The organism is Kineococcus sp. R86509 (assembly GCF_042466365.1).
Taxonomy (GTDB): Bacteria; Actinomycetota; Actinomycetes; order Actinomycetales; family Kineococcaceae; genus Kineococcus.
Genome location: NZ_JAXHCE010000001.1, coordinates 663,311 through 683,676 on the forward strand (window position 1 = coordinate 663,311; position 20,366 = coordinate 683,676).

Genomic DNA, 20,366 nt, shown 5'->3' on the forward strand with positions numbered 1-20,366 from the left:
CCGGTCGGTGCTGCGCCTCCCCACCCTAGACACCCCGTACCGCCGTGCCCGTCCGCCATCCCGGTCACCACCCCGAACTGCCCTGGCTGGAGTGCCACAGCTTGCGCGGGGGCTCCTCCCGGTCCTCCTCGGGAGCCGCGGCCCGGCCGATGGACCGGGAGTTGCGGGTGTCCTCGCCCGCCGGTCTCAGGTCGGCGTAGGGCGACTGGCGGAACCCGCTGGCGTGCACCAGCACGCGTCGGGTGCCCATCCCCCCGGCGGAACCGTGCTCCTCGGCGTGCGGGGCCGGGGTCATCACCGGGCGGGAGGAACGACTGGCGGCGGCGCCGACGGTCGCTGCGCGGGAGTACTCGGGGTTCGGGGCGCTGGTGATGAGGTCGCGCACGACCTCGATCCCGCCCTCGGTCCAGGCGTCCCACAACGCGGGCAGTTCCCAGGCGCCGGTGGCGCGCAAGGAGACCCCGCGCGGGCCGGTGCGGCGCAGCACCCCCCGCACCACGAGCAACCAGGAGTGGAAGACCGTCGCGGCGTAGGGACCCTGCGCGTCCTCGAAGAAGGTCGCGTCGAGGGGGCCGGTGGTGTCGTCGAGGGTGAGGAAGACGACACGCCGCCCGGAGCGGACCGGCGGGGTCTGGGTGGCGACCTTCACCCCGGCGACGAGCAGTTCGGCGGCGTTGCGCCGCGACCGCAGATCACGGGCCGGGGTGACCTGCAGCGCCCGCAGCAGCGGTGCGTAGAAGTCGACGACGTGCGCACTGACGTCGAGGCCGAGGACGTCGAGTTCCGCCCGGACCCGTTCGGCCCCGGTCATCTCGGGCAACCCGCTGAGCGCGACCTCCTCGGGGGCGTCCCCGAGGTCGAGGGCGAGCTGGACGGTGCGGGCGGAGTCGTCGACGGGCCGGGCGGCCCGGGACTGCGCGGCCGCAGCCGCCCGGACGTCGAGGGGGCCGCTGCGCGGGGCGGTCCTGCGGGCGCGCGTGGTGGTGGTCCCGGTGAGCGAGCGGCTCCAGCGGTCGAGTTCGGCGACCTGCAGCAGCAGGTCGCGGCGGGTGGTGCGGCCCCGTCGGGGGGCGGCGTCGCCGGCCCGCCCCACCGGGCGCATGCCGTGCAGGGAGTCCAGCGCGCCGGCGAGGACGAGACGTTCGGCGATCAGCCGGGTGGGCCGGGCCCGCTGCCAGAGGTCGGCCAACGACCGGTAGGGCCGGCCGGCGACGATGCGGGTCACCTCGGCCCCGGAGATCCCCTTGACGTCGGTCAGCGAGAGCCGGATGCCGAACCCCGTCCCGTCCGCGATGCCCTCCCCCAGGCCGTCGGCGTTGCGCACCCCACGGCCACCGAGCCAGGGGTCGAGGAGTTCCTGACCGCTCTGCCCGGTCCGAGGTTCGGGGACGGCCACGCGCTCGATGCGGTAGGTGTCACCCGAGGCGTTGACGTCGAGGCCGAGGACCTCGATGCCGAGGTTGCGGGCGTCGTCGAGGATCAGTCGTTTCGGGTACATGCCCGGGTCGTGGGTGAGGACCCCCGCCAGGAACGCCGCCGGGTGGTGCGCCTTCAACCACGCCGACTGGTAGGTCGGCAGGGCGAACGCGGCGGCGTGGGCCTTGCAGAACCCGAACGAGGCGAACGCCTTGAGCACCTCCCAGATCCGGTCCACCGTCGCCTCGGGGTAGCCGTGCTCCATCGCGAGGCGCTTGAACTGCGGTTCCATCTCCTCCTGACCGGCGCGGGTGCCGAGGTGGCGGCGGTACTCGTCGGAGACGGCGAGGTCGTGGCCGGTGGTGGCCTGGATGAGTTCGATGACCTGCTCGTGGAACACGACCACCCCGTACGTCTGCTCGAGCACGTGGCGCAGCCGGTCGTCGAGGTACTCCGGTTGCGTCCACCCCTGCCGGGCGCGCAGGAACGGGTTGACCATGTCCGACTTCACCGGTCCGGGCCGGAACAGCGAGATGTCGACGATGACGTCGTGGAAGGTGGCGGGGGCGAACTTGCCGACGAGTTCGCGTTGGCCGGGCGACTCGATCTGGAAGCAGCCGAGGGTGCGGGTGGACTGGATCAGCTTGTAGGTGGCCGGGTCGTCCAGCGGTACCTGGTCGCGGTCGTCGAGGTCCACCGTCGTCTCCTCGACGCGTTCGACCTCCTGCACCGCGTAGGCCATCGCCGACTGCATCCGGATCCCCAGGACGTCGAGCTTGAGCAGGCCCATGTCCTCGACGTCGTCCTTGTCGAACTGGCTCATCGGGAAACCCTTCCAGCTGGCCTCCACCGGGGTCCGGTCCAACAGCGTGGGGTTGGACAGCACGACCCCGCAGGGGTGCAGGGCGATGTGGCGGGGCAGACCGTCGAGGCGTTCGACGAGGTCGAAGAAGACGTCGAGGCGTTCCTCCCCCAACCCGCTGCGCCGCAGCTCGGGCAGCTCGGCGATGGCGTTGCGGGCGTCGCGGGCGCGCAGGTGCGGGAACGCCGTGGCGATGGCGTCCACCTCCCCCGGCGGCAGACCCAGCGCCGCACCGACGTCGCGGACGGCGTGGCGCACCCGGTAGCTGTCCATCATCGAGACGCAGGTGACGCGCTCGCCGCCGAAGCGGTCGAGGATCGCCTCGTAGACGTCCTCGCGGCGGGCGGACTCGACGTCGAGGTCGATGTCGGGCAGCTGCCCACGGCGGGGGTTCAGGAACCGTTCCATGAGCAGGCCGTGCTCGAGGGGTTCGACGTCGGAGATCCCCAGCAGGTGGTTGACCAGGCTGCCCGCACCGGACCCGCGGGCCGCGACCCGGACGTGCAGGGACCGGGTGAGGTCGCAGACGTCGGCGACGGTGAGGAAGTAGCTGGCGAAACCGACCTTCCCGATGATGTCGAGCTCCTCGTCGAGGCGGCGACGGACCGTGGCCTCGAGCTTGAGGTCGGCGCCGGGGTAGCGCCGGGAGATGCCCGCCTCGGAGCGTTGCCGCAGGACGGCGATCGCCTCGACGTCCGGCGCCAGCCCCAGGGCCTCCCGGTCGGGCAGGTGGTGGGCGCCGATGCCGAGGTCGGTGGCCGGGTCGAGGCGGAGACGCTCGGCCAGGGTCGTCGTGGCGTTCAGGAGTTCCGCGGCCCAGCCGAGGTCGCCGGCGGCACGGGCGACGTCGGCCGCCGTCCGGACCATGTCGGCCGTGGGCAGCAGGTGCCCCTGTCCCGTCGTCCGGTCCAGGTGCCGGGTGCCCAGCGGGACGAGCCGGCGGATCGCGTCGAGCAGGTCGGCGGTGGGTGCCCCGTCGGTTCCGGCGGAGCGGACGGCGGCGGTGAGGACGACGGGAACCCCGACCTCCTGGGCCAGGCCCAGCATCCGGGCGGCGTGCTCGACGCTGCCCGCCGTTCCCGGTGGGGCGTGGTGGCAGACCACCTCGACGTGCAGCGAACCGACGGGCAGCCGGTCCCGCCACCGCTGCAGGACGGACCGGGCGAGGTCGTCGCGACGGGCGAGCACCGCCCGCCCGAGTTCGGACCCCGGGCCCAGCAGCACGACCAGCGCCGGACGACCCGAGGTGTCGACGGCGTTCGCCGCGACGAGTTCGAGGCTGCTGATCGGGGCTCCGCGCACCCCGCCGAGGTGGGTCTCGCTCACCAGCCGGCACAACCCCGCCCAGCCGCGAGCGGCGCCGGCGCCGTCGGCGCCGAGGGCGAGCACGGTGACCCGGGGCAGCCGGGGGTCGACGACCGCCCCACCGCGGGTGGGGTTGCCGGAGGTGGTGCGGCGCACTGCGACCGAGGGGTCGGCCCAGGCCGGCAGACCGTCGACCAGCCCGCTGGGGGCGGTGGCGAGGTCGACGCCGAGAGCGGGGGTGATCCCCGCCTCGCTGCAGGCGCGCACGAACTTCACGGCGCCGTAGAGACCGTCGCGGTCGGTGAGGGCGAGGGTCGCCATGTCGAGTTCGGCGGCCCGGGTGACCAGAGCGGTCGGGGTCGAGGTGCCGTAGCGCAGCGAGTAGCCGGAGGCCACGTGCAGGTGCGTGAACGGGGAGTTCGAGGGTGCGGTGGTGCGCATGGGGACGTCCTTCGAGAACGCGCCCGTGGGGAAGGCCGAGCGGAGTGGTGCGAGGTGCTGGGTCGCGGGCGCGTCCGCCGGTGGTCGCCCGCGGCGTTCAGCCGGCCAGCGGGAGGGCGCTGAGCCCGAGCAACGATTCCACGACGCGGTGGAACTGCTCGGCGTCGGCGAGGAGTTCCTCGGCGGCAGCCTCGTCGACGACACCGGTCCGGCCGGCCTCGACCGCGGAACGCAGCGGGGCGGTCGCGGCGAACCGCTCGGCCCACTCCTGCAGGGCGGGGTCGAAGGCGGGGAGCATCTCCCAGACGCTGCGGGGGCCGCTGCGCCGGGGGCTGGTGGGACGTCCGTGGACGGCGACGAGGGCGGCGCCCGCGCGCAGGGCGGCGAGGTGGGCGTGGACGTAGCGCTCGGCGGTGTCGTCGGAGCGCAGGGCGACGAGCAGTTCGTCCTCGCAGCGCTCGAGCAGGTCGAGAGCTGCGGTGGTCAGCGGGCGCGGGAGACCCTGGGGGACGTCGAGGGTGGCGGGCATCGCGTTCTCCTCCGTGATCGGTCGGTCTGGTGCGGTGCGGTGAGGTCGGGCGGCGGTTCAGTCGCTGACGCGCAGCAACTGCCAGCCGTCCGATCCGTCAGGAGAAGGAGTAGCAGCGCCCTCCGACACAGCCGCCGTTCCGGGCGGGACGCGGCGGGCGAGGTCGTAGACACCGACCGCACCGGAGCGCCCGACGCTGGCCTCGACGCGGAAGACCTCGCGTTCGAGGTCGCCGATCTCGAGGACGGGACGGACCGCGGTCGCCGTGCCACCGCCCGTCGGGCCGTCCCCGTGGACGGCGGCGACGGCCGGGTGCTCCCACCAGGCGCTGCGTTCACGCCACCGGGACAGGACCGTGCGCACGACGTAGAGCCGTCCGTGCCAGACGAACTGGACGGGTTCGTCGGGCGCCTCCCCCACCGCACCGGACCGGACGTGGACCTCGTCGAAGAACCGTCGCACCGCTGTCACCTTCCCCACTCGAGCCGGCGCTGCGGTGGATCACCCGCAGCGCGGCGAGCCGGGGGAAGCGGCCCGCGACGACACACCCGGAGCGCGGCCCGCGGAGCTTCCCCTCCCCCCGGACCGCGCCACCGGGCGGTCACCACGTTCGAACACCGGTTCGAACGCAACTTGAAGCTACACCACCCCACTCAGGGGTCGTCAACGGCGAACCGGGTCATCCACAGAGCGGAGAGTCCCTCCCCAGGGACGGAGGGTGAGCTCTCGCGAGAGGTCACCCGAACGGCCGACAGGTTGTCCACAGACGCCGTCCGGCGGTGCCTGCGAGAGCCCCGGCCGTGCGACCGTGCCGCAGTGATCCAGCTCCACCGCGCCGCCGCACCCCTCGTCACGCTCGCCGCGACCAGCCTGCTCGTCGGGTGTTCGAACGAGACCGTCGCCGCACCTATCGCGAGTTCCACGACCACCGCGACGAGCGGACCCGTCGCGACCCCGACGCCGTCGGAGACTGCCCTCGCGGCGCCGACCTCGGTCGCGACGGCGGAGTTCCCGCTCCCGGAGCAGGATGACCTGAGCCGGACGTTCACGGTGGACGGAGCCGGGACGTTCGCGGCCTACTTCACACGGGTCCTGAACTACTCACGTGCGACCGGGAACCCCGCACTGCTGCGGTCGATCTCGGATCCTGATTGCGGGGGTTGCACCTACTACGCCGAAGTAATCGACGAATACCGCACCAAGGGTTACACCTCGAAAGGTTTTCTACTGCAGTTCACCGGTACCCGAGTCGAGTCCTGGGATCCCGAGGACGGCAAGATCAGTTTGACGGTCACCATGACTCGACCAGCCTTCGAAACCACCGACCGCGACGGGAGCATCCTCGGTTCCGCCCCAGCAGAATCAGATGCAGAAGCGCGGATCGACTTGAAGTGGTTCGAGGGCCACTGGGTCGTATGGGAGGTGGAATGAAAGTCAAGCGATTCACACTCACAGTAGGAACTACCCTGATCTTGAATCCACTACTCCTCGCAGTTTCTTCGGCCTCCGCCGCACCCCCCACATCCAGTGGATTCACTCAAGGCGATGAAGTCGCGGTGGGGGTAACTCGGACGAACAGGGGCGGATGGGACCAGAATCCCGGGAGCAGGAAAGCCCACCAAGGACCCCCGGTCCAGGTCTCCAAGACCCCCGCCTGCGGCCGCAACGGTCCGGAAGGCTCCTTCGGGTCCGACACCTGCCGGGCCTCCATCGCGAACTGCCCGCCCGGGCAGTTCCTCGTCACCACCTGGACCCGGACCGGCGACGACATCCGCTGGGTCAACCAGGGGAACTCCTGCACGACCGACGCAACCACCGCAGAACCCGTCGTCCTGCCGACCGTCACCGAGGCCGACCTGCGCCGCGTCCCGCTGCCCGCGAGCCCGGTGAACCTCCAACCCGACGGCGGAGAGGCTCTGCTCAACGTCCCGCTGATCCTGCACACCACCACGGGGACGGTCACCCGGGACACCACCGTCCTGGGCTACCCGGTCACCATCCGCGCCACGCCGACGAGCTGGACGTGGACGTTGGGCGACGGTTCCACCCTGGGGCCCACCGAGGACCCCGGAAACCCCTACCCCCACCAGAGCCTCACCCACACGTACACCGCAGCGGGCGACCGGGAGATCACCCTCACCACCACCTACACCGGCGAGTACACGATCGCGGGACTCCCCTACCGAGCCATCGACGGCACCGCCTCGGTGTCGTCCGCACCGACCCCGGTCCACGTCCTCACGGGATCCGCCGTCCTCACGCGCTGACCTGCACGAACGTCTCCCGGACGCTCGGCGCGACGGGGCGCGCGAACCGGCCTACCGTGGTGGTGCATGAGGTGGACGGTGCTGCAGGAGACTCCTGGGAACGGGGGGCCGACCACCGCCACGCCCCCCGCCGTGGAGGCCACCGCGACCGCTCTCGTCGACCTGGGCGGCGCGGGTGAGGTCCTCGAAGTACCGGCGACCCTGCGCAACCCGGCCGAGCTCGCGGAACACCTCGGGGTCCCGCTCGCCGCCGTGGCGACCACCGCCGTGCTGAAGACCCGGGACGGCAGGCACCTGCTGGTCGTGGCCTCCGCGACGCACCCGATCTTCCTGCCCACCCTCGCCGGCGTGCTCAGCGAACCGGAACTCCGGTGGGACGACGACTCGGAAGTGCTGCGCCGCACCGGATCCGTCCTGGGATCGGCGTCACCCATCGGACTCACCGCGGAACTACCGACCTTCGTGGACGTGGCCCTGGCCCCGTACCCGGCGATCTGGGTCCCGGCCGGACACCCGCACGCGGTGTTCCGCACCCGCTACGACGAGCTCCTCCGCCTCACCAGCGGGCACCCCGTCGAGATCGGATGACCGAACTCCTCGAGGGGTTCGCCGTCCACCACACCGGGTCCACCGCCTCCGAGGCACCGGTCCTCGTCCTCGTCCACGGCCTCGGCGGCGCCGCGAGCACGTGGGCCCCCCTCGTCCCGCACCTCGCCACCGACCACCGCCTCATCGTCGTCGAGCTCCCGGGGCACGGGATCGGTCCGGCGATCGACAGCGCGCAGATGAGCCCCCGGGCGCTGGGTGCCCGGCTGCACCGGCTCACCGCCACCCTCGCGAACCGGCAGGGACGCACCGTCCACCTGGTCGGGCACTCCCTCGGCGGCTGGATCTGCCTGGAGGCCGCGGCGGAACCCGGGGCCCGCGACACCATCGCCAGCGTCACCGCCTTCACCCCCGCGGGGCTCTGGACCACTCCCCGCCGACGGCCGCCGCTGCTGCCGACCGGTCAGCAGTTCGCCCGCCTCGCCGGCCGATTCCCGAGTGGACTCGTCACGACGAGGATCGGGCGGACGCTGGCCCTCGGGGCGACCAGCACCGCACCCCGCCGCCTGCCGGCCGAGGTCGTGCGCGCGGCCGTGCGCTCCATCGCCGCCGCACCCGGGTACGCCGGCGCGGACGCCGGCATCGCGAGCGGGGCGTTCACCCGGGGCGGTGCGGTGCTCGTCCCGGTGACGGTCGTGACGGGGCTGCGGGACCGGGTGCTGCCGCCGTCGTTCGTGGTGCGGGCCTGCGCGCCACCGCAGACGCACTGGCTGGAGTGGGAGGACTGCGGTCACGTCCCGGTGTGGGACCGGCCCGCGGACTGCGCCACCGTCGTCCGCGACCGGCTGCGCACCGCGTAGCCTCAGCGCGTGCCCACCCCTGAGATCGTCACGCTCGACGTCTGGAAGGTTGCGGCGCAGACCGTTCCGCGGGCGCTGTGGCGGATGGCCGTGGACCGCCGGACGGTGACGCGACTGCCGGGAGCGCAGTTCGCGAAGCTCCTGGGCACCGGTGACGGCACGACCTTCACGGTCCGCGACGCGGACCCGCTGCACTGGGCCGTCCTGGTCGCCTGGAACTCCCGGGCCGACGCCGACCGCTACGAGGACTCCCGGCCGGTCCGGGCCTGGCGGGGTTTCGCCGCCGAGCGGTTGCAGGTCCGCCTGGCCCCGCTGAGCAGCCGCGGCAGCTGGTCCGGGCGCGAACCCTTCGGCGGGTCCCGGTCGGCGCCGGACTACGGCGGGCCGGTGGCCTCGATCACGCGCGCCCGGTTGCGACCGACGAAGGCGCCCTCGTTCTGGCGGGCGGTCCCACCCGTCGCCGCCGACCTGCACACCGTGCCCGGGTTGCGGTGCGCGATCGGGGTGGGTGAGGCGCCACTGGGGTACCAGGGGACGTTCTCGTTGTGGGAGTCGACGAACGCGATGCGGGAGTTCGCCCACCGCCGCAGCGCCCACCGCGAGGTCATGGCCGCCACCCCGCGGGAAGGCTGGTACGCGGAGGAACTGTTCGCGCGGTTCCGGGTGCTGGAGGTCCGCGGGACGTTGGACGGAGCCGTGCCCTGAGGCCGGCCGGGGCTCGTGTCGGAGCCGACTCCTAGAGTGCGGGGGTGCCTCCCAAACTCGCGCCGCTCCTGACCGGGGTCCTCACCGGGGCGGCCGTGCTCACGCAGATCGCCCACCCGCTGCTGCGGGGCGAGACCCTGCGCCGCACGACGATCGGATCGGTCGCGGCCTTCTCCGCGGCGGCCCTCGGTGACGCGGCCCGCCGGGGCGGTGCGCGCGGGACGGTGACGACCCTGGCCGTCGCGGGCGGTCTCGGCCTGCTGGCCGAGGCGGTGGGTACCCGCACGGGGAAACCCTTCGGGCGCTACCGCTACGCCGGGACCCTCGGCCCGCAGGTGCTGGACGTGCCGGTGGTCGTCCCGCTGGCGTGGACGATGCTGGCCCAGCCGGCGGTCCGGCTCGGACGGCGCCTGGCCCGGGAGCTGCCCCGGGAGTGGTCCCGCGGACGACGTGACGTCGTGGTCGTCGCCACGGCCGCGTGGACGCTGGCCAGCTGGGACCTCTTCCTCGACCCGCAGATGACCGCCGCGGGCCACTGGGTCTTCGCCGACCCCCACCCGCACCTGCCGGGGGTGCCGGGCATCCCCCTGGGCAACTACGCGGGCTGGTTGCTGACGGCCCTCGTGATCTGCGCGGCGCTGCACCGGGCCCTGCCGGCGGAGGACGAGGACCCGCAGACCGTCCCCGCGACCCTGCTCAGCTGGACCTGGCTGGGCTCGACGCTGGGCAACGCGGTGTTCTTCCGGCGTCCCGTCGTGGCCGCCTACGGCGGGGTCGCGATGGGACTCACCGTCCTCCCCTACCTCCGCGTCGTGCTCGGGGGTCGACGGTGAACTGGTGGCGCACCCTCACCTGGGCCGGGACGGCGAGCGCCGTGGCGCTGACCGCCCACTCGCTGGTGAACGCCCGCGCGTTGCGACTCCCTCCGCTCGATCCACCGCCGGTCCCGGGACGGATCAGCGTGCTGGTGCCGGTGCGCGATGAGGAGGACCGCGTCGAGGCCTGCCTGACCTCGCTGCTGGACCAGCTCAGCGTCCCCGACTACGAGGTGCTCGTCCTGGACGACGCCTCGACCGACCGCACGGGCGACATCGTCGCGGCGATCGCCGCCGCCGACCCGCGGGTCCGGTTGCTGCGCAGCGACGGCCCGGCGCCGGGGTGGCTGGGGAAGACCCACGCCTGCCACCTGCTGGCCCAGGCCGCCGGGGGTGAGGTGCTGGTCTTCGTGGACGCGGACGTGGTGCTCGCCCCGCACGCCGTGGCGGCGGGGGTCGACCTGCTGCGCAGCACCGGCCTGGACCTGGTCAGTCCCTACCCCCGCCAGCTCGCCGACACCTGGAGCGAGCGGCTCGTGCAGCCGTTGTTGCAGTGGTCCTGGCTGACGACGTTGCCGCTGCGGCGGGCAGAGGTCTCGCCGCGGGCGAGCCTCGCCGCCGCGAACGGTCAGTTCCTCCTCGTCGACACCGCCGCCTACCGCGACGCGGGCGGGCACGCGGCGGTGCGGGCCGAGGTCCTCGACGACCTGGCGCTGCTGCGGTCGGTGAAGGCGCACGGTGGGCGCGGTGGGGTCGCCGACGGCACGGCGCTGGCGACGTGCCGGATGTACGGCGGCTGGGACGAGCTGCGCGAGGGGTACGCGAAGTCGTTGTGGTCGGCGTTCGGGTCGGCCCCCGCGGCGGGTGCCGTGGGTGCGGCCCTGGCCCTGGCCTACCTCGTGCCGCCGGTCGCGGCCCTGACGGGGTCGAAGGCGGGGGCGCTCGGCTACCTCGCCGGCGTCGTCGGCCGCTACGCGGCGGCGGAGCGCACCGGTGGCCGTTCCGTCCCGGACGCGTTCGCGCACCCGGCCTCCATCGCCGTCTTCCTCGGGCTGCTGGCCGACTCCTGGCGCCGCCACGGCCGGGGCGAACTGACCTGGAAGGGGCGGACGCTCTGAGCACCGTCGTCGTCATCGGGGCGGGCCTCGGGGGGTTGTCGGTCGCGGCGCGACTGGCTGCCCTCGGGCACCGCGTGGAGCTCTTCGAGCAGGCCGAGGAGGTCGGCGGGAAGCTCGGCTGGTTCAGCCGGGACGGGTTCTCCTTCGACACCGGTCCGTCGCTGCTGACGCTGCCCGCGGTGCAGCGCGACCTGTTCCTCAAGACGGGTGACCCGATCGAGTCGGTGCTGGACGTCGTCCCGCTCGACCCGATCGCGCACTACCGCTTCGCCGACGGCACGGAACTCGACCTGCCGGGGGGCGGGCTGCCGGTCGTCGCCAAGGCCCTGGACGAGGCCCTCGGGGCGGGGACGGGAGCGCAGTGGACGGCGTTCCACCGCCGCGCCGCGGCGATCTGGGACGTGGCCCGCGAACCGTTCCTCGAGTCCCCCCTGGAGGGTTCGCGAACGCTGGTGCGGTTGGCCCGCAGACGCTCCGACGTCACCACGGTGGCCCCGTGGGCGAGTCTGCGGGGATTGGGACGGCGCTACCTGAGCGACCCGCGCCTGCGGGTCCTGCTGGACCGCTACGCCACGTACTCCGGGTCCCACCCCGCGAAGGCGCCCGCCGCGCTGGCGACGGTGCCCTTCGTCGAGCAGGCCTTCGGCGCCTGGTACGTCCGCGGCGGGTTGCACGGGCTGGCGCGCGCCGTCGCGGACCGGGCGGGTGAGCTGGGGGTGCGGATCCACACCGGGACCCCGGTCGCCGCCGTGCTGAACGAGGGGGTCCGTGCGAGCGGGGTCCGCCTCGCCGACGGCACCGAGGTGCACGCCGACGTCGTCGTCTCGGCGGTGGACGCTGCGCAGCTGTACCGCACGCTGCTGCCCCGACCGCGGCTGGCGCCCCGCCGTTCGCGCCGCTCGACGTCGGGGTTCGTGCTGCTGCTGGCCCTGGACGGGCGGACCCCGGGGCTGCGCCACCACACGGTCCTCTTCCCCGACGACTACGACGCGGAGTTCGCCGACCTCGCCGCCGGCCGGCCGGTGGCGGACCCGACGGTCTACGTCAGCGCCCCCGACGACCCGGCGCTGCGTCCGGACGAGAACTCCGAGGCCTGGTTCGTCCTGGTCAACGCCCCCGTGCACGACCCGGAGCGCGGCACCGACTGGAGCGCACCCGACCTCGTGCGCCGGCACACCCGCACGGTGCTGGAGACCATGGCGTCGCGCGGTCTGGACGTCCGGGACAGGCTGCGTTGGAGCGAGGTCCGCACCCCCGCCGACCTCGAACGCCGCACCGGCAGCGACGGCGGGGCGATCTACGGGACGGCCAGCAACGGGGCGCGCTCGGCCTTCCTGCGCCCGGCGAACCGCTCACCCGTCCCGGGGTTGTTCCTCGTCGGGGGCAGTTCGCACCCGGGTGGGGGGCTGCCCCTGGTGGGTCTCTCGGCGCGGATCGTCACCGACCTCATCGGGCCGGCCTAGAGCCGGCGGCCGACCGCGGTCGCGACCTGCACCAGCCCGATGAAGCCGAGGACGGCCCACACCCCGGCGCCGAGCGTCGCCCAGTCCAGCCAGACGACGACGGCGGTGGCGGCGGCGCAGGACGCGGCGATCGCGAGCCGGACGGGGCGTTCGGCGACGGAGACGATCCGCACGTCGTCGACGCCGAGGCCCTGACCCCGCGCGCGCAGGTACTCCTGCAGCTGGGCGAACCCGCCCGCGGTGAGGACCAACCAGGCCGGGGCGCCGCACCCCCAGAGCACGACGGCGCACGCGGCGTCACCGACCCGGTCGCAGGCCGCGTCGAGCAGCGCGCCGCGGCGGCTGGTCCGGCCCGTCATGACCGCGACGGCACCGTCGAGGTTGTCGAAGATCCCGGCGATCGCGAGCAGCGCCCCGGCCGCCACCGCCGCCACCCCGCCGCGGCCACCGAGCACGGCGACGGCCGCCGCGACGACCGCGAGGGCACCGCCGGACAGCGTGATCGCCGCCGGGGGGACGCCGGCCCCGGCGAGCGGGCGGGCGAGGGCGTGCGCCGCGCTGAGCCAGCCGCGGACGAGGGCGTTGGCGTGCGTTCCACCGTGCAGTGCACGCCAGGTGCGCAGGTACGCCTCTCGATCCATCGCCACGGACCCAACGGTAGAGCCCGACCCGCCCGTGACCCGCCGGTGACCAGCCCGGACGCGCGTTCGCCTGCCGACAGGGGGGTGCTTAGAGTGCACCTGTGCCGCCCGCCTCCTCCGCCCACCCGACGGTGACCAGCGATCTGCGACGTGCCGTCTCGGAGGTCCTCGACGACTTCCTGCGGGACCAGGCCGCGGTCCTGAGCGAGGTCAGTGACGACTGCACGCCGATCCTCGACGCGATCTCGTCGTTGCTCTCCGGTGGGAAGCGGTTGCGTCCGGCGTTCTGCTACTGGGGTTTCCGCGGCGTCGGTGGTGACCTCCCCGACGAGGGCATCGTGACCGCCGCCGCATCGCTGGAACTCTTCCAGGCGGCGGCGCTCATCCACGACGACGTGATGGACGACTCCGACACCCGCCGGGGCCAGCCCGCCGTGCACCGCCGTTTCGCGTCGCTGCACGCGGCGCAGGGCTGGGACGGCAGCGGCGAGCGGTTCGGGCTGGCCGGGGCGGTCCTCGCGGGCGACCTGTGCCTGGGGTGGAGCGACGAACTCTTCTCCCGGGCCCGCCTGGACCCCGACGCCCTGGACCGCGGCCGGCGGATCTTCAACGTGATGCGCACGCAGCTCATGGGCGGGCAGTACCTCGACATGCTCGAGCAGGCGTCCTCGGACCAGCGCGGTGCCGCCGGCGCCGTGGACCGGGCCCGGCGGGTCGTGACGTTCAAGAGCGCGAAGTACTCCATCGAGCACCCGCTGCTGCTGGGGGGCTCGCTGGCCGGGGCCTCGACCGACCTGCTGGCCGACTACTCGCGCTTCGGGCTGGCGCTGGGTGAGGCGTTCCAGCTGCGCGACGACGTCCTGGGCGTGTTCGGTGATCCCACCGAGACGGGCAAACCCGCTGGGGACGACCTCCGGGAGGGCAAGCGCACCGTGCTGGTCGGTCTGGCCGTGCAGGCCGCCGACCCCGCCCAGGCCGCGCAGATCAAGCGCTACCTGGGCGCCCCCGACCTGGACGCCTCGGGCGTCCAGACCTTGCGACAGGTTCTGGTGGACACCGGTGCCCTGACTGGAGTGGAGAAGATCATTTCCGAACAGGTAGACGTGGCCTGCGCGACGCTGGACGCCGCCGACGTGAGCGAACCGGCCCGCGCTGCGCTGCACGAACTCGTCGTCGCCGCCACGAGCCGTCGCTCGTGAGCGCCCTCGACCGCACCCTCGACTGGTTGCCGGGCCGCACCCGGCACGTGAGCGGCCCCAGCGAGAACGTCGTCGTGGTCGGGGCCGGCCTCGCCGGGCTGTCCACCGCGATGCGCCTGGCCGGTGCCGGACGCAAGGTCACCGTCCTCGAACGGGAGGACGTGCCGGGTGGTCGTGCCGGACTGGTCGTGACGGACACGGCGGACGGGCAGTACCGCTTCGACACCGGTCCGACGGTCCTCACCATGCCGGACCTCATCGCCGACTGCTTCGATGCCCTCGGCGAGGACATGAACGACTGGCTGGACCTGCAGCCCGTCGACCCGCTCTACCGCGGGAACTTCGCCGACGGTTCGAGCCTCTACGTCTCCTCGGACGTGGAGCGGACCGCGGTGGAGATCGAGAAGCTCTGCGGCGCAGCGGAGGCCGACGGCTACCGGCGGTTCGTCCAGCACGTCGCGAACCTCTACCGCTACGAGATCCGCGACTTCATCGACTCCAACATCGACACCCCGCTGGACCTGCTCAAGCCGAACCTCGTGCGCCTGCTGGCGGCCGGGGGCTTCAAGAAGATGGCCCCCGAGGTCGGGAAGTTCCTCAAGGACCCCCGGACCCAGCGGATGTTCTCCTTCCAGGCCCTCTACGCGGGACTGTCCCCCTACGACGCCCTCGCGCTCTACGCCGTCATCGCCTACATGGACTCCGTCGCGGGGGTCTTCTTCCCCAAGGGCGGCATGCACGCGCTGCCGACGGCGATGGCGGCCGCGGCGGAGAAGCACGGGGTGCAGTTCCACTACGGCACGACCGTCACGAAGGTGGAGCACCACGGCGGACGGGCCACGGCGGTCCTCACCGCGGACGGGCGCCGGTTCCCCGCCGACGTCGTCGTGCTCAACCCCGACCTCCCGGTCGCCCGGGAGCAGCTCCTCGGGGACCCGGTGCGGCGCAAGCTGACCTTCTCCCCCTCCTGCTACCTCCTGCTGGCCGGGTCCTCGAAGGACTACCCCGACCCCGTCCACCACTCGATCCACTTCGGCGACGCGTGGGAGCAGGTGTTCGCCGAACTCCTCGACGGGCGGCTGATGAGCGACCCCTCGGTCCTCGTCTCGCGCCCCACGGTCTCCGACCCGTCGCTGGCCCCGGCCGGCAAGCACGTCTACTACGTGCTCTTCCCGACGCCGTCGCTCTCGGCGGGCTCGAGCCGGATCGACTGGGACACCCACGCCCCGCGCTACCGCGAGCACGTGCTGGAGGTCATGGAGCAGCGCGGCTACGAGGGCTTCGGCGACTCCCTCGAGGTCGAGGACGTCGCCACCCCGGCCGACTGGGAACGCCGGGGCATGGCCGACGGCGCCCCGTTCGCGTCCTCGCACCTGTTCCGCCAGACCGGGCCGTTCCGGCCGGGGAACATGTGGGGCGAGAACGTCGTCTTCACCGGCTCCGGCACCCAGCCCGGGGTCGGGGTGCCGATGGTGCTCGTCTCGGGTCGGCTGGCGGCCGAGCGCGTGACGGGCCGGGACCGCTCGTACCGTTCGCGCGCCTGGCGCAGCGTGTGAAGCTGCCCCGCAGCAGCGCCGCGGCCCTGGACGCGGCCGCGGCGACCGACCCCGCGCTGCACGACCCGGAACTGCGCGCCGCGTTCGAGACCTGCCGGCGCCTGCACGCCGACCACGGGAAGACGTACTACCTGGCGACGTTGCTGCTGCCCGCGGCGAAGCGTCCCTACGTGTGGGCGCTGTACGGGTTCGCCCGCTACGCCGACGAGTTCGTCGACTCCTTCACCGACCCCGACCCGGACGCCCTCGTCGCGTGGTCCGACGACTTCCTGAAGTCGTTGGATGAGGACGGCCCGCACGACCCGGTCGGGCGGGCGATGGCGGTGACGATGCGCCGTTGGGACATCCCGCGGGAGCAGGTCGAGGCGTTCCTGGACTCGATGCGGATGGACATCACCGAGACCGGCTACCCCACCTACGCGGACCTGGACCGCTACGTCTACGGGTCCGCGGCGGTCATCGGTCTGCAGATGCTGCCGATCCTGGAGCCGCTCACCCCGGGCGCCGTCGCGCCGGCCCGCGCCCTGGGCGTGGCGTTCCAGCTGACGAACTTCATCCGCGACATCGGCGAGGACCTCGACCGCGGTCGGGTCTACCTGCCCGGTGAGGACCTCACGCGGTTCGGGCTGACCCGCGAGGACCTCTTCGCCGCGCGCAGGGCGGGGACGACACCGCAGGCCGTCCGCGACCTGCTCGCCTTCGAGACCGAGCGGACCCGGGAGCTGTACGCCGAGGCGGAGCTCGGGCTGGACATGGTCCACCCGACCAGCCGGGACTGCCTGCGCACGGCGTACCTGCTCTACGGCGGGATCCTCGACGAGGTCGAGCGCGCCGGGTACGACGTCCTCGCGCGTCGGGTGCGGGTCAGCGGACGCCGGCGCCTGGCCGTCGCCCTGCCCGGCCTGGTCCGGGCCCGGCGGGCGCGCCGCGAGGAGTCGCGCTGGCAGACCGCTGCCCGCTGAGGTCCCCGCCGACGACCTCGCTGGGACCAGCGAGGTCGTCGGGCACAGTCCTCAGAAGCTGAGGGCCTGCGCGCGGCGGCGGATCTCGGTCTTGCGGTTCGCCTTCAGCGCGTCGACGGGCGTGCCCGGCAGCGTGTCGTCCGGCGTGTAGAGCCACCCGATGGACTCGGTGTCGGTGAAGCCAGAGTCGGCGAGCACCGACAACGTGCCCTTCAGGTGGTTCAGCGGACCCTCGGGGGTGACGAACCCGGCGGGGACGTGCGCGACGGCACGTTCCCCGCGACGGACGGCCACCAGTTCACGTTCCTGCAGCCAGCGCCGGACCTCGCGCTGGTCGACGCCGGCCACCTCGGCCACGTCGGGGACGGTCAGCCACTCGGGGACGAGGGCGTCCAGTTCGTCGGTACCCGTCTCACGGGCGATCTCTGCTCTCAGCGGTGCAACCACCCCACCAGTCTGCCGTCTCGCGACGCGCCCGCCCACCTCCCCCGACGAAGTCACGCTCTCCACCATCGTTGGGGTGGTGGTGTCGGGAGCGTCCGATAGGTTCACCCCCGCCCCACCAGCCCCACCTGAAGCTCGTGCACCACTAGCCCCTGACGACCTGCGAGGAACCCCCGCCATGGCCGACGACCACGATCCCAGCGACGCACCCGAGAAGAACTCCCGGCGCGGCCGGTGGCTGGCCGCCGCCCTCGTCGGGGCCGCCGCTCCCACCGCGCTCGTCCCCGCCACGGCCACCGCGGCCCACGCCGCGACGCCGGAGGAGACCGTCACCGTCCAGCTCGGCGACACCGTGGGGGCGATCGCGAACCGCTCCGGCACCACCGTCGACGCGATCGTGGAGGCCAACGGCCTCGACCGCGGCGCCACCATCGTCGAGGGCCAGCGCCTGCGGATCCCCCGGCCCGAGGCGACCGGCAGCGACGCCGGTGACGCGCCCGCCGGTGGCAGCTACACCGTCCGCCCCGGTGACACCCTCGGGGCGATCGCCGTGGCGCAGGGCACCACCGTCGGTGCCCTGCGTGAGGCCAACGGGCTCAGCGCCGACGGGTTCATCCGCGCCGGTCAGGTCCTCACGCTGTCCGGCGGCACGGGTGCCGGCGCCGGACCCACCACCCGCACGGGCAGCACGACGTACACCGTCCGCGCCGGGGACACCCTGTCCCACATCGCGCAGACGACCGGGGTGAGCGTCGACGACCTCGTCGCGCTCAACGGCCTCGACGACACCGGCTTCATCCTCGAGGGCCAGGCGCTGCAGCTCGGCGGCCGCCCCACGACGGCGACGCAGGCCCCGGCCCCGCAGCCGACCCAGGCGGCCACCGTCAGCGAAGCCGTCGAGACCAACCGCGCGAAGCTGCAGGCCTCCGCCCAGCCGAGCCGCGACGAGATGCGCGAGATCATCCGCTCCACCGCGGTGAAGCTCGGGGTGGACCCGTCGCTGGCGCTGGCCATCGGCTACCAGGAGTCCGGCTTCACCATGAAGGTCGTCTCCGGCGCCAACGCCATCGGCGCGATGCAGGTCATCCCGAGCTCCGGCGAGTGGGCCTCGGACCTGCTGGGACGACCCATCGACCTGTTCGACGCGCGCGACAACGCGCGGGCCGGGGTGGCGATCCTGCGCACGCTCGTCGCCAACAACCCGCCGGACGTCGCGATCGCGTCCTACTACCAGGGTCAGGCGTCGGTGCGCTCGCGCGGGATGTACGACGACACGCGTCGTTACGTGGCCAACGTGCAGACACTGCAGGCGCGCTTCAGCTGACCTGACGCTCGGTCCACCTAGACTCGCTGATCGTGGACGCAACCCTCTCCGACCCCCTCGTCGGGCGACGCCTCGACGGGCGCTACCGCGTCCTGGGACGGATCGGGCGGGGTGGGATGGGTGTCGTCTACCGCGCCGAGGACGAGCGGCTCGACCGCGCCGTCGCCGTGAAGGTCCTCCGGGCCGACCTCGCCCACGACCCGGCCGCCCGCGCCCGGTTCGTCACCGAGGCGAAGTCGGCGGCGCGGATCGGGCACCCCGGGGTCGTCGCGGTGCTCGACCAGGGCGTCGACCACGAGGGTGGCGTCGAGACGGCGTACCTGGTGATGGAGCTCGTCGACGGCCGGACCCTGCGCGACGTGGTCCTCGACGCGGGGGCCCTCACCCCCGGTGAGGCGCTGAAGGTCACCGCCAGCGTGCTCGAGGCGCTGGCCGAGGCTCACCGCAAGGGCGTCCTGCACCGCGACGTGAAGACCGCCAACGTCCTCGTCGCCGACGACGGCCGGGTCAAGGTCGCGGACTTCGGTCTCGCCCGCGCCGCCAGTCCCGGGGGGCAGAGCACCACCGTCGGCATGGGCGACCTGATGGGCACCGCGGAGTACCTGGCCCCCGAGCAGCTGGAGTCGCGGACCACCGACGCCCGCAGCGACGTCTACGGCGTCGGCGTCATGCTCTACGAGATGCTCACGGGCGCTCCGCCGTTCACGGGTGAGAGCCCGTTCACGATCGCCTACAAGCACGTGCACGAGCAGGTCCCGCCGCCCTCGACCCGTGCGCCCGGGCTGTCCCCCTCGATGGACGCCCTCGTCCTCGACGCCCTGGCCAAGGACCCCGACGAACGTCCCGACGACGCCGGGGAGATGCTCGAGCAGCTGCGCGCGGTGCAGGCCTCGCTGACCCCGGAACAGCTCGCCGCCCGTCCGCCCCGCCCCGCCGGTGCGGCCGCGCCGGGCAGCACGACCCGCATCGGCAAGACCGCCGCGGCTGTCCCGGAGAAGCGACCCGCGCCGACCGAGGGCCACCGTTCCCGCCGCGGCCTGCTGGTCGGACTGGTCCTGCTCGTGCTCGCCGTCGCCGCCGGACTGGCCTGGTACTTCACCGCCGGCCCCGGCGCGTACACCACGACCCCGCCGGTCGCGGGGAAGTCACCGCAGGAGGCCACCAGCACCCTGCAGGCCGCGGGTCTCGCCGTTGACGAGCAGCAGGGGTTCAGCGACACCGTCGCCCAGGGCCTGGTGGTGTCCAGCGACCCCGGGGAGGGCGGTCGCGTCCGCAAGGACGGCACCGTCACGATCGTCGTCTCCCAGGGCGTCCAGCAGTTCGCCGTCCCCGAGGTCGTCGGCAAGACCCGGGACGAGGCGGAACAGCTCCTCACCGGTACCGGCCTCACGGTCGGGAACGTCAGCGAGCAGTTCGACGAGAAGGTCCCGGACGGCTCGATCGTGGCCGCCACCCCGGCCGTGGGGCAGGTCGTGCCCCACGACTCCAGGGTCGACCTCGTCGTCTCGAAGGGCCGGGAGCCGATCGGCGTGCCCGGGGTCGTGAACCAGACGCAGGACGCCGCCCAGAAGGCCATCACCGCCGCAGGTCTGTCGGTGGGCAAGATCACCCAGCAGGTCAGCGAGAGCGTCGCGGCCGGTGAGGTCATCTCGCAGACACCCCCCGACGGGACGCTGTTCCGCGGTGACGCCGTCGACCTCGTCGTCTCCTCGGGTCCGCCGCTGGTGGCCGTCCCGGCCGTGCAGGGCACGCAGGTCGACGCGGCCCGCGCCAAGCTCCAGGGACTCGGGTTCCAGGTCCAGGTGAACAACGTCCTCGGCGGGGTGTTCGGCACCGTCCGCTCCAGCGACCCCGAGGCCGGCACGTCGATCCCCAAGGGCTCGACGATCACCCTCACCGTCGTCTGAGGACGC

Annotated in this window: 17 protein-coding genes and 1 pseudogene; 13 read left to right on the forward strand and 5 right to left on the reverse strand. The window is 73.4% G+C overall.

Going from position 1 to position 20,366, the window contains the following annotated elements; all coding sequences use genetic code 11:
• Positions 1 to 64: 64 nt before the first annotated feature.
• The 3 genes from SJY07_RS03210 to SJY07_RS03220 all read right to left on the reverse strand — a co-directional run bounded on the left by SJY07_RS03210 (position 65) and on the right by SJY07_RS03220 (position 5,015).
• Positions 65 to 4,024, reverse strand: coding sequence for a DNA polymerase III subunit alpha (locus SJY07_RS03210; RefSeq protein WP_380156988.1), 3,960 nt, complete (start codon positions 4,022 to 4,024; stop codon positions 65 to 67).
• Positions 4,025 to 4,121: 97 nt separating this feature from the next.
• Positions 4,122 to 4,553, reverse strand: a complete 432-nt coding sequence (locus SJY07_RS03215; protein WP_380156990.1) for an SAV_6107 family HEPN domain-containing protein — start codon at positions 4,551 to 4,553, stop codon at positions 4,122 to 4,124.
• 57 nt (positions 4,554 to 4,610) lie between these two features.
• Positions 4,611 to 5,015, reverse strand: coding sequence for a DUF6504 family protein (locus SJY07_RS03220; RefSeq protein WP_328295677.1), 405 nt, complete (start codon positions 5,013 to 5,015; stop codon positions 4,611 to 4,613).
• Between the two features lie 354 nt (positions 5,016 to 5,369).
• Between SJY07_RS03220 and SJY07_RS03225 the strand changes: the two genes are divergently transcribed.
• The 8 genes from SJY07_RS03225 to SJY07_RS03260 all read left to right on the forward strand — a co-directional run bounded on the left by SJY07_RS03225 (position 5,370) and on the right by SJY07_RS03260 (position 12,327).
• Positions 5,370 to 5,984: a DUF6318 family protein gene (locus SJY07_RS03225; protein WP_380156993.1), complete on the forward strand. Its 615-nt coding sequence runs from the start codon at positions 5,370 to 5,372 to the stop codon at positions 5,982 to 5,984.
• A gap of 125 nt (positions 5,985 to 6,109) precedes the next feature.
• Positions 6,110 to 6,820 carry a PKD domain-containing protein gene (locus SJY07_RS03230; RefSeq protein ID WP_380156995.1) on the forward strand — a complete coding sequence of 237 codons (711 nt, stop codon included), beginning with the start codon at positions 6,110 to 6,112 and terminating at the stop codon, positions 6,818 to 6,820.
• Between the two features lie 66 nt (positions 6,821 to 6,886).
• On the forward strand, positions 6,887 to 7,408 hold the full coding sequence (locus tag SJY07_RS03235) for an aminoacyl-tRNA deacylase (RefSeq protein ID WP_380156997.1): 522 nt from the start codon (positions 6,887 to 6,889) through the stop codon (positions 7,406 to 7,408).
• Positions 7,405 to 8,226: an alpha/beta fold hydrolase gene (locus tag SJY07_RS03240; protein ID WP_380156999.1), complete on the forward strand. Its 822-nt coding sequence runs from the start codon at positions 7,405 to 7,407 to the stop codon at positions 8,224 to 8,226. The genes SJY07_RS03235 and SJY07_RS03240 overlap by 4 nt, the downstream gene beginning before the upstream one ends.
• 9 nt (positions 8,227 to 8,235) lie before the next feature.
• Entirely contained in the window at positions 8,236 to 8,931 is a 696-nt protein-coding gene (locus SJY07_RS03245) for a monooxygenase (RefSeq protein ID WP_380157001.1), read from the forward strand.
• Positions 8,932 to 8,975: 44 nt separating this feature from the next.
• The gene (locus SJY07_RS03250) at positions 8,976 to 9,764 is read left to right on the forward strand and encodes a carotenoid biosynthesis protein (RefSeq protein ID WP_380157003.1); all 789 of its coding nucleotides are present in this window, start codon (positions 8,976 to 8,978) and stop codon (positions 9,762 to 9,764) included.
• Complete coding sequence (locus tag SJY07_RS03255) at positions 9,761 to 10,864, forward strand: glycosyltransferase family 2 protein (protein ID WP_380157005.1); 1,104 nt, start codon at positions 9,761 to 9,763, stop codon at positions 10,862 to 10,864. The genes SJY07_RS03250 and SJY07_RS03255 overlap by 4 nt, the downstream gene beginning before the upstream one ends.
• On the forward strand, positions 10,861 to 12,327 hold the full coding sequence (locus SJY07_RS03260; protein WP_380162131.1) for a phytoene desaturase family protein: 1,467 nt from the start codon (positions 10,861 to 10,863) through the stop codon (positions 12,325 to 12,327). Before SJY07_RS03255 ends, SJY07_RS03260 begins: the two co-directional genes overlap by 4 nt.
• On the opposite strand, the gene SJY07_RS03265 is transcribed toward SJY07_RS03260, so the two are convergent.
• The gene (locus tag SJY07_RS03265; protein ID WP_380162133.1) at positions 12,324 to 12,968 is read right to left on the reverse strand and encodes a CDP-alcohol phosphatidyltransferase family protein; all 645 of its coding nucleotides are present in this window, start codon (positions 12,966 to 12,968) and stop codon (positions 12,324 to 12,326) included. The genes SJY07_RS03260 and SJY07_RS03265 overlap by 4 nt on opposite strands.
• Positions 12,969 to 13,069: 101 nt before the next feature.
• Here SJY07_RS03265 and SJY07_RS03270 point away from each other — a divergent pair, with 101 nt between their 5' ends.
• The 3 genes and pseudogenes from SJY07_RS03270 (at position 13,070) to SJY07_RS03280 (ending at position 16,685) form a co-directional block, all read left to right on the forward strand.
• Complete coding sequence (locus SJY07_RS03270; RefSeq protein WP_328295669.1) at positions 13,070 to 14,167, forward strand: polyprenyl synthetase family protein; 1,098 nt, start codon at positions 13,070 to 13,072, stop codon at positions 14,165 to 14,167.
• Positions 14,062 to 15,723: pseudogene (gene crtI / locus SJY07_RS03275) on the forward strand (phytoene desaturase family protein); the annotation flags it as partial. The gene SJY07_RS03270 and the pseudogene crtI, both read left to right, overlap by 106 nt.
• Before the next feature lie 2 nt (positions 15,724 to 15,725).
• Positions 15,726 to 16,685 carry a phytoene/squalene synthase family protein gene (locus SJY07_RS03280; RefSeq protein WP_380162135.1) on the forward strand — a complete coding sequence of 320 codons (960 nt, stop codon included), beginning with the start codon at positions 15,726 to 15,728 and terminating at the stop codon, positions 16,683 to 16,685.
• A 51-nt stretch (positions 16,686 to 16,736) separates the two neighbouring features.
• Here SJY07_RS03280 and SJY07_RS03285 read toward each other — a convergent pair whose 3' ends face one another.
• The gene (locus tag SJY07_RS03285) at positions 16,737 to 17,132 is read right to left on the reverse strand and encodes an Rv2175c family DNA-binding protein (protein ID WP_328295667.1); all 396 of its coding nucleotides are present in this window, start codon (positions 17,130 to 17,132) and stop codon (positions 16,737 to 16,739) included.
• 175 nt (positions 17,133 to 17,307) lie between these two features.
• Here SJY07_RS03285 and SJY07_RS03290 point away from each other — a divergent pair, with 175 nt between their 5' ends.
• Both SJY07_RS03290 and pknB read left to right on the forward strand, forming a co-directional pair.
• Entirely contained in the window at positions 17,308 to 18,453 is a 1,146-nt protein-coding gene (locus SJY07_RS03290) for a LysM peptidoglycan-binding domain-containing protein (protein WP_328295666.1), read from the forward strand.
• Positions 18,454 to 18,485: 32 nt separating this feature from the next.
• The gene (gene pknB, locus SJY07_RS03295) at positions 18,486 to 20,360 is read left to right on the forward strand and encodes a Stk1 family PASTA domain-containing Ser/Thr kinase (protein WP_380157009.1); all 1,875 of its coding nucleotides are present in this window, start codon (positions 18,486 to 18,488) and stop codon (positions 20,358 to 20,360) included.
• Positions 20,361 to 20,366: the final 6 nt, after the last annotated feature.

Excerpts from the sequence above, each read along its gene's own strand:
- SJY07_RS03215 (WP_380156990.1), bottom strand. The coding sequence starts at position 4,553 with ATGCCCGCCACCCTCGACGTCCCCCAGGGTCTCCCGCGCCCGCTGACC.
- SJY07_RS03210 (WP_380156988.1), bottom strand. The coding sequence starts at position 4,024 with ATGCGCACCACCGCACCCTCGAACTCCCCGTTCACGCACCTGCACGTG.
- SJY07_RS03240 (WP_380156999.1), top strand. The coding sequence starts at position 7,405 with ATGACCGAACTCCTCGAGGGGTTCGCCGTCCACCACACCGGGTCCACC.
- SJY07_RS03265 (WP_380162133.1), bottom strand. The coding sequence starts at position 12,968 with ATGGATCGAGAGGCGTACCTGCGCACCTGGCGTGCACTGCACGGTGGA.
- SJY07_RS03290 (WP_328295666.1), top strand. The coding sequence starts at position 17,308 with ATGGCCGACGACCACGATCCCAGCGACGCACCCGAGAAGAACTCCCGG.
- SJY07_RS03235 (WP_380156997.1), top strand. The coding sequence starts at position 6,887 with ATGAGGTGGACGGTGCTGCAGGAGACTCCTGGGAACGGGGGGCCGACC.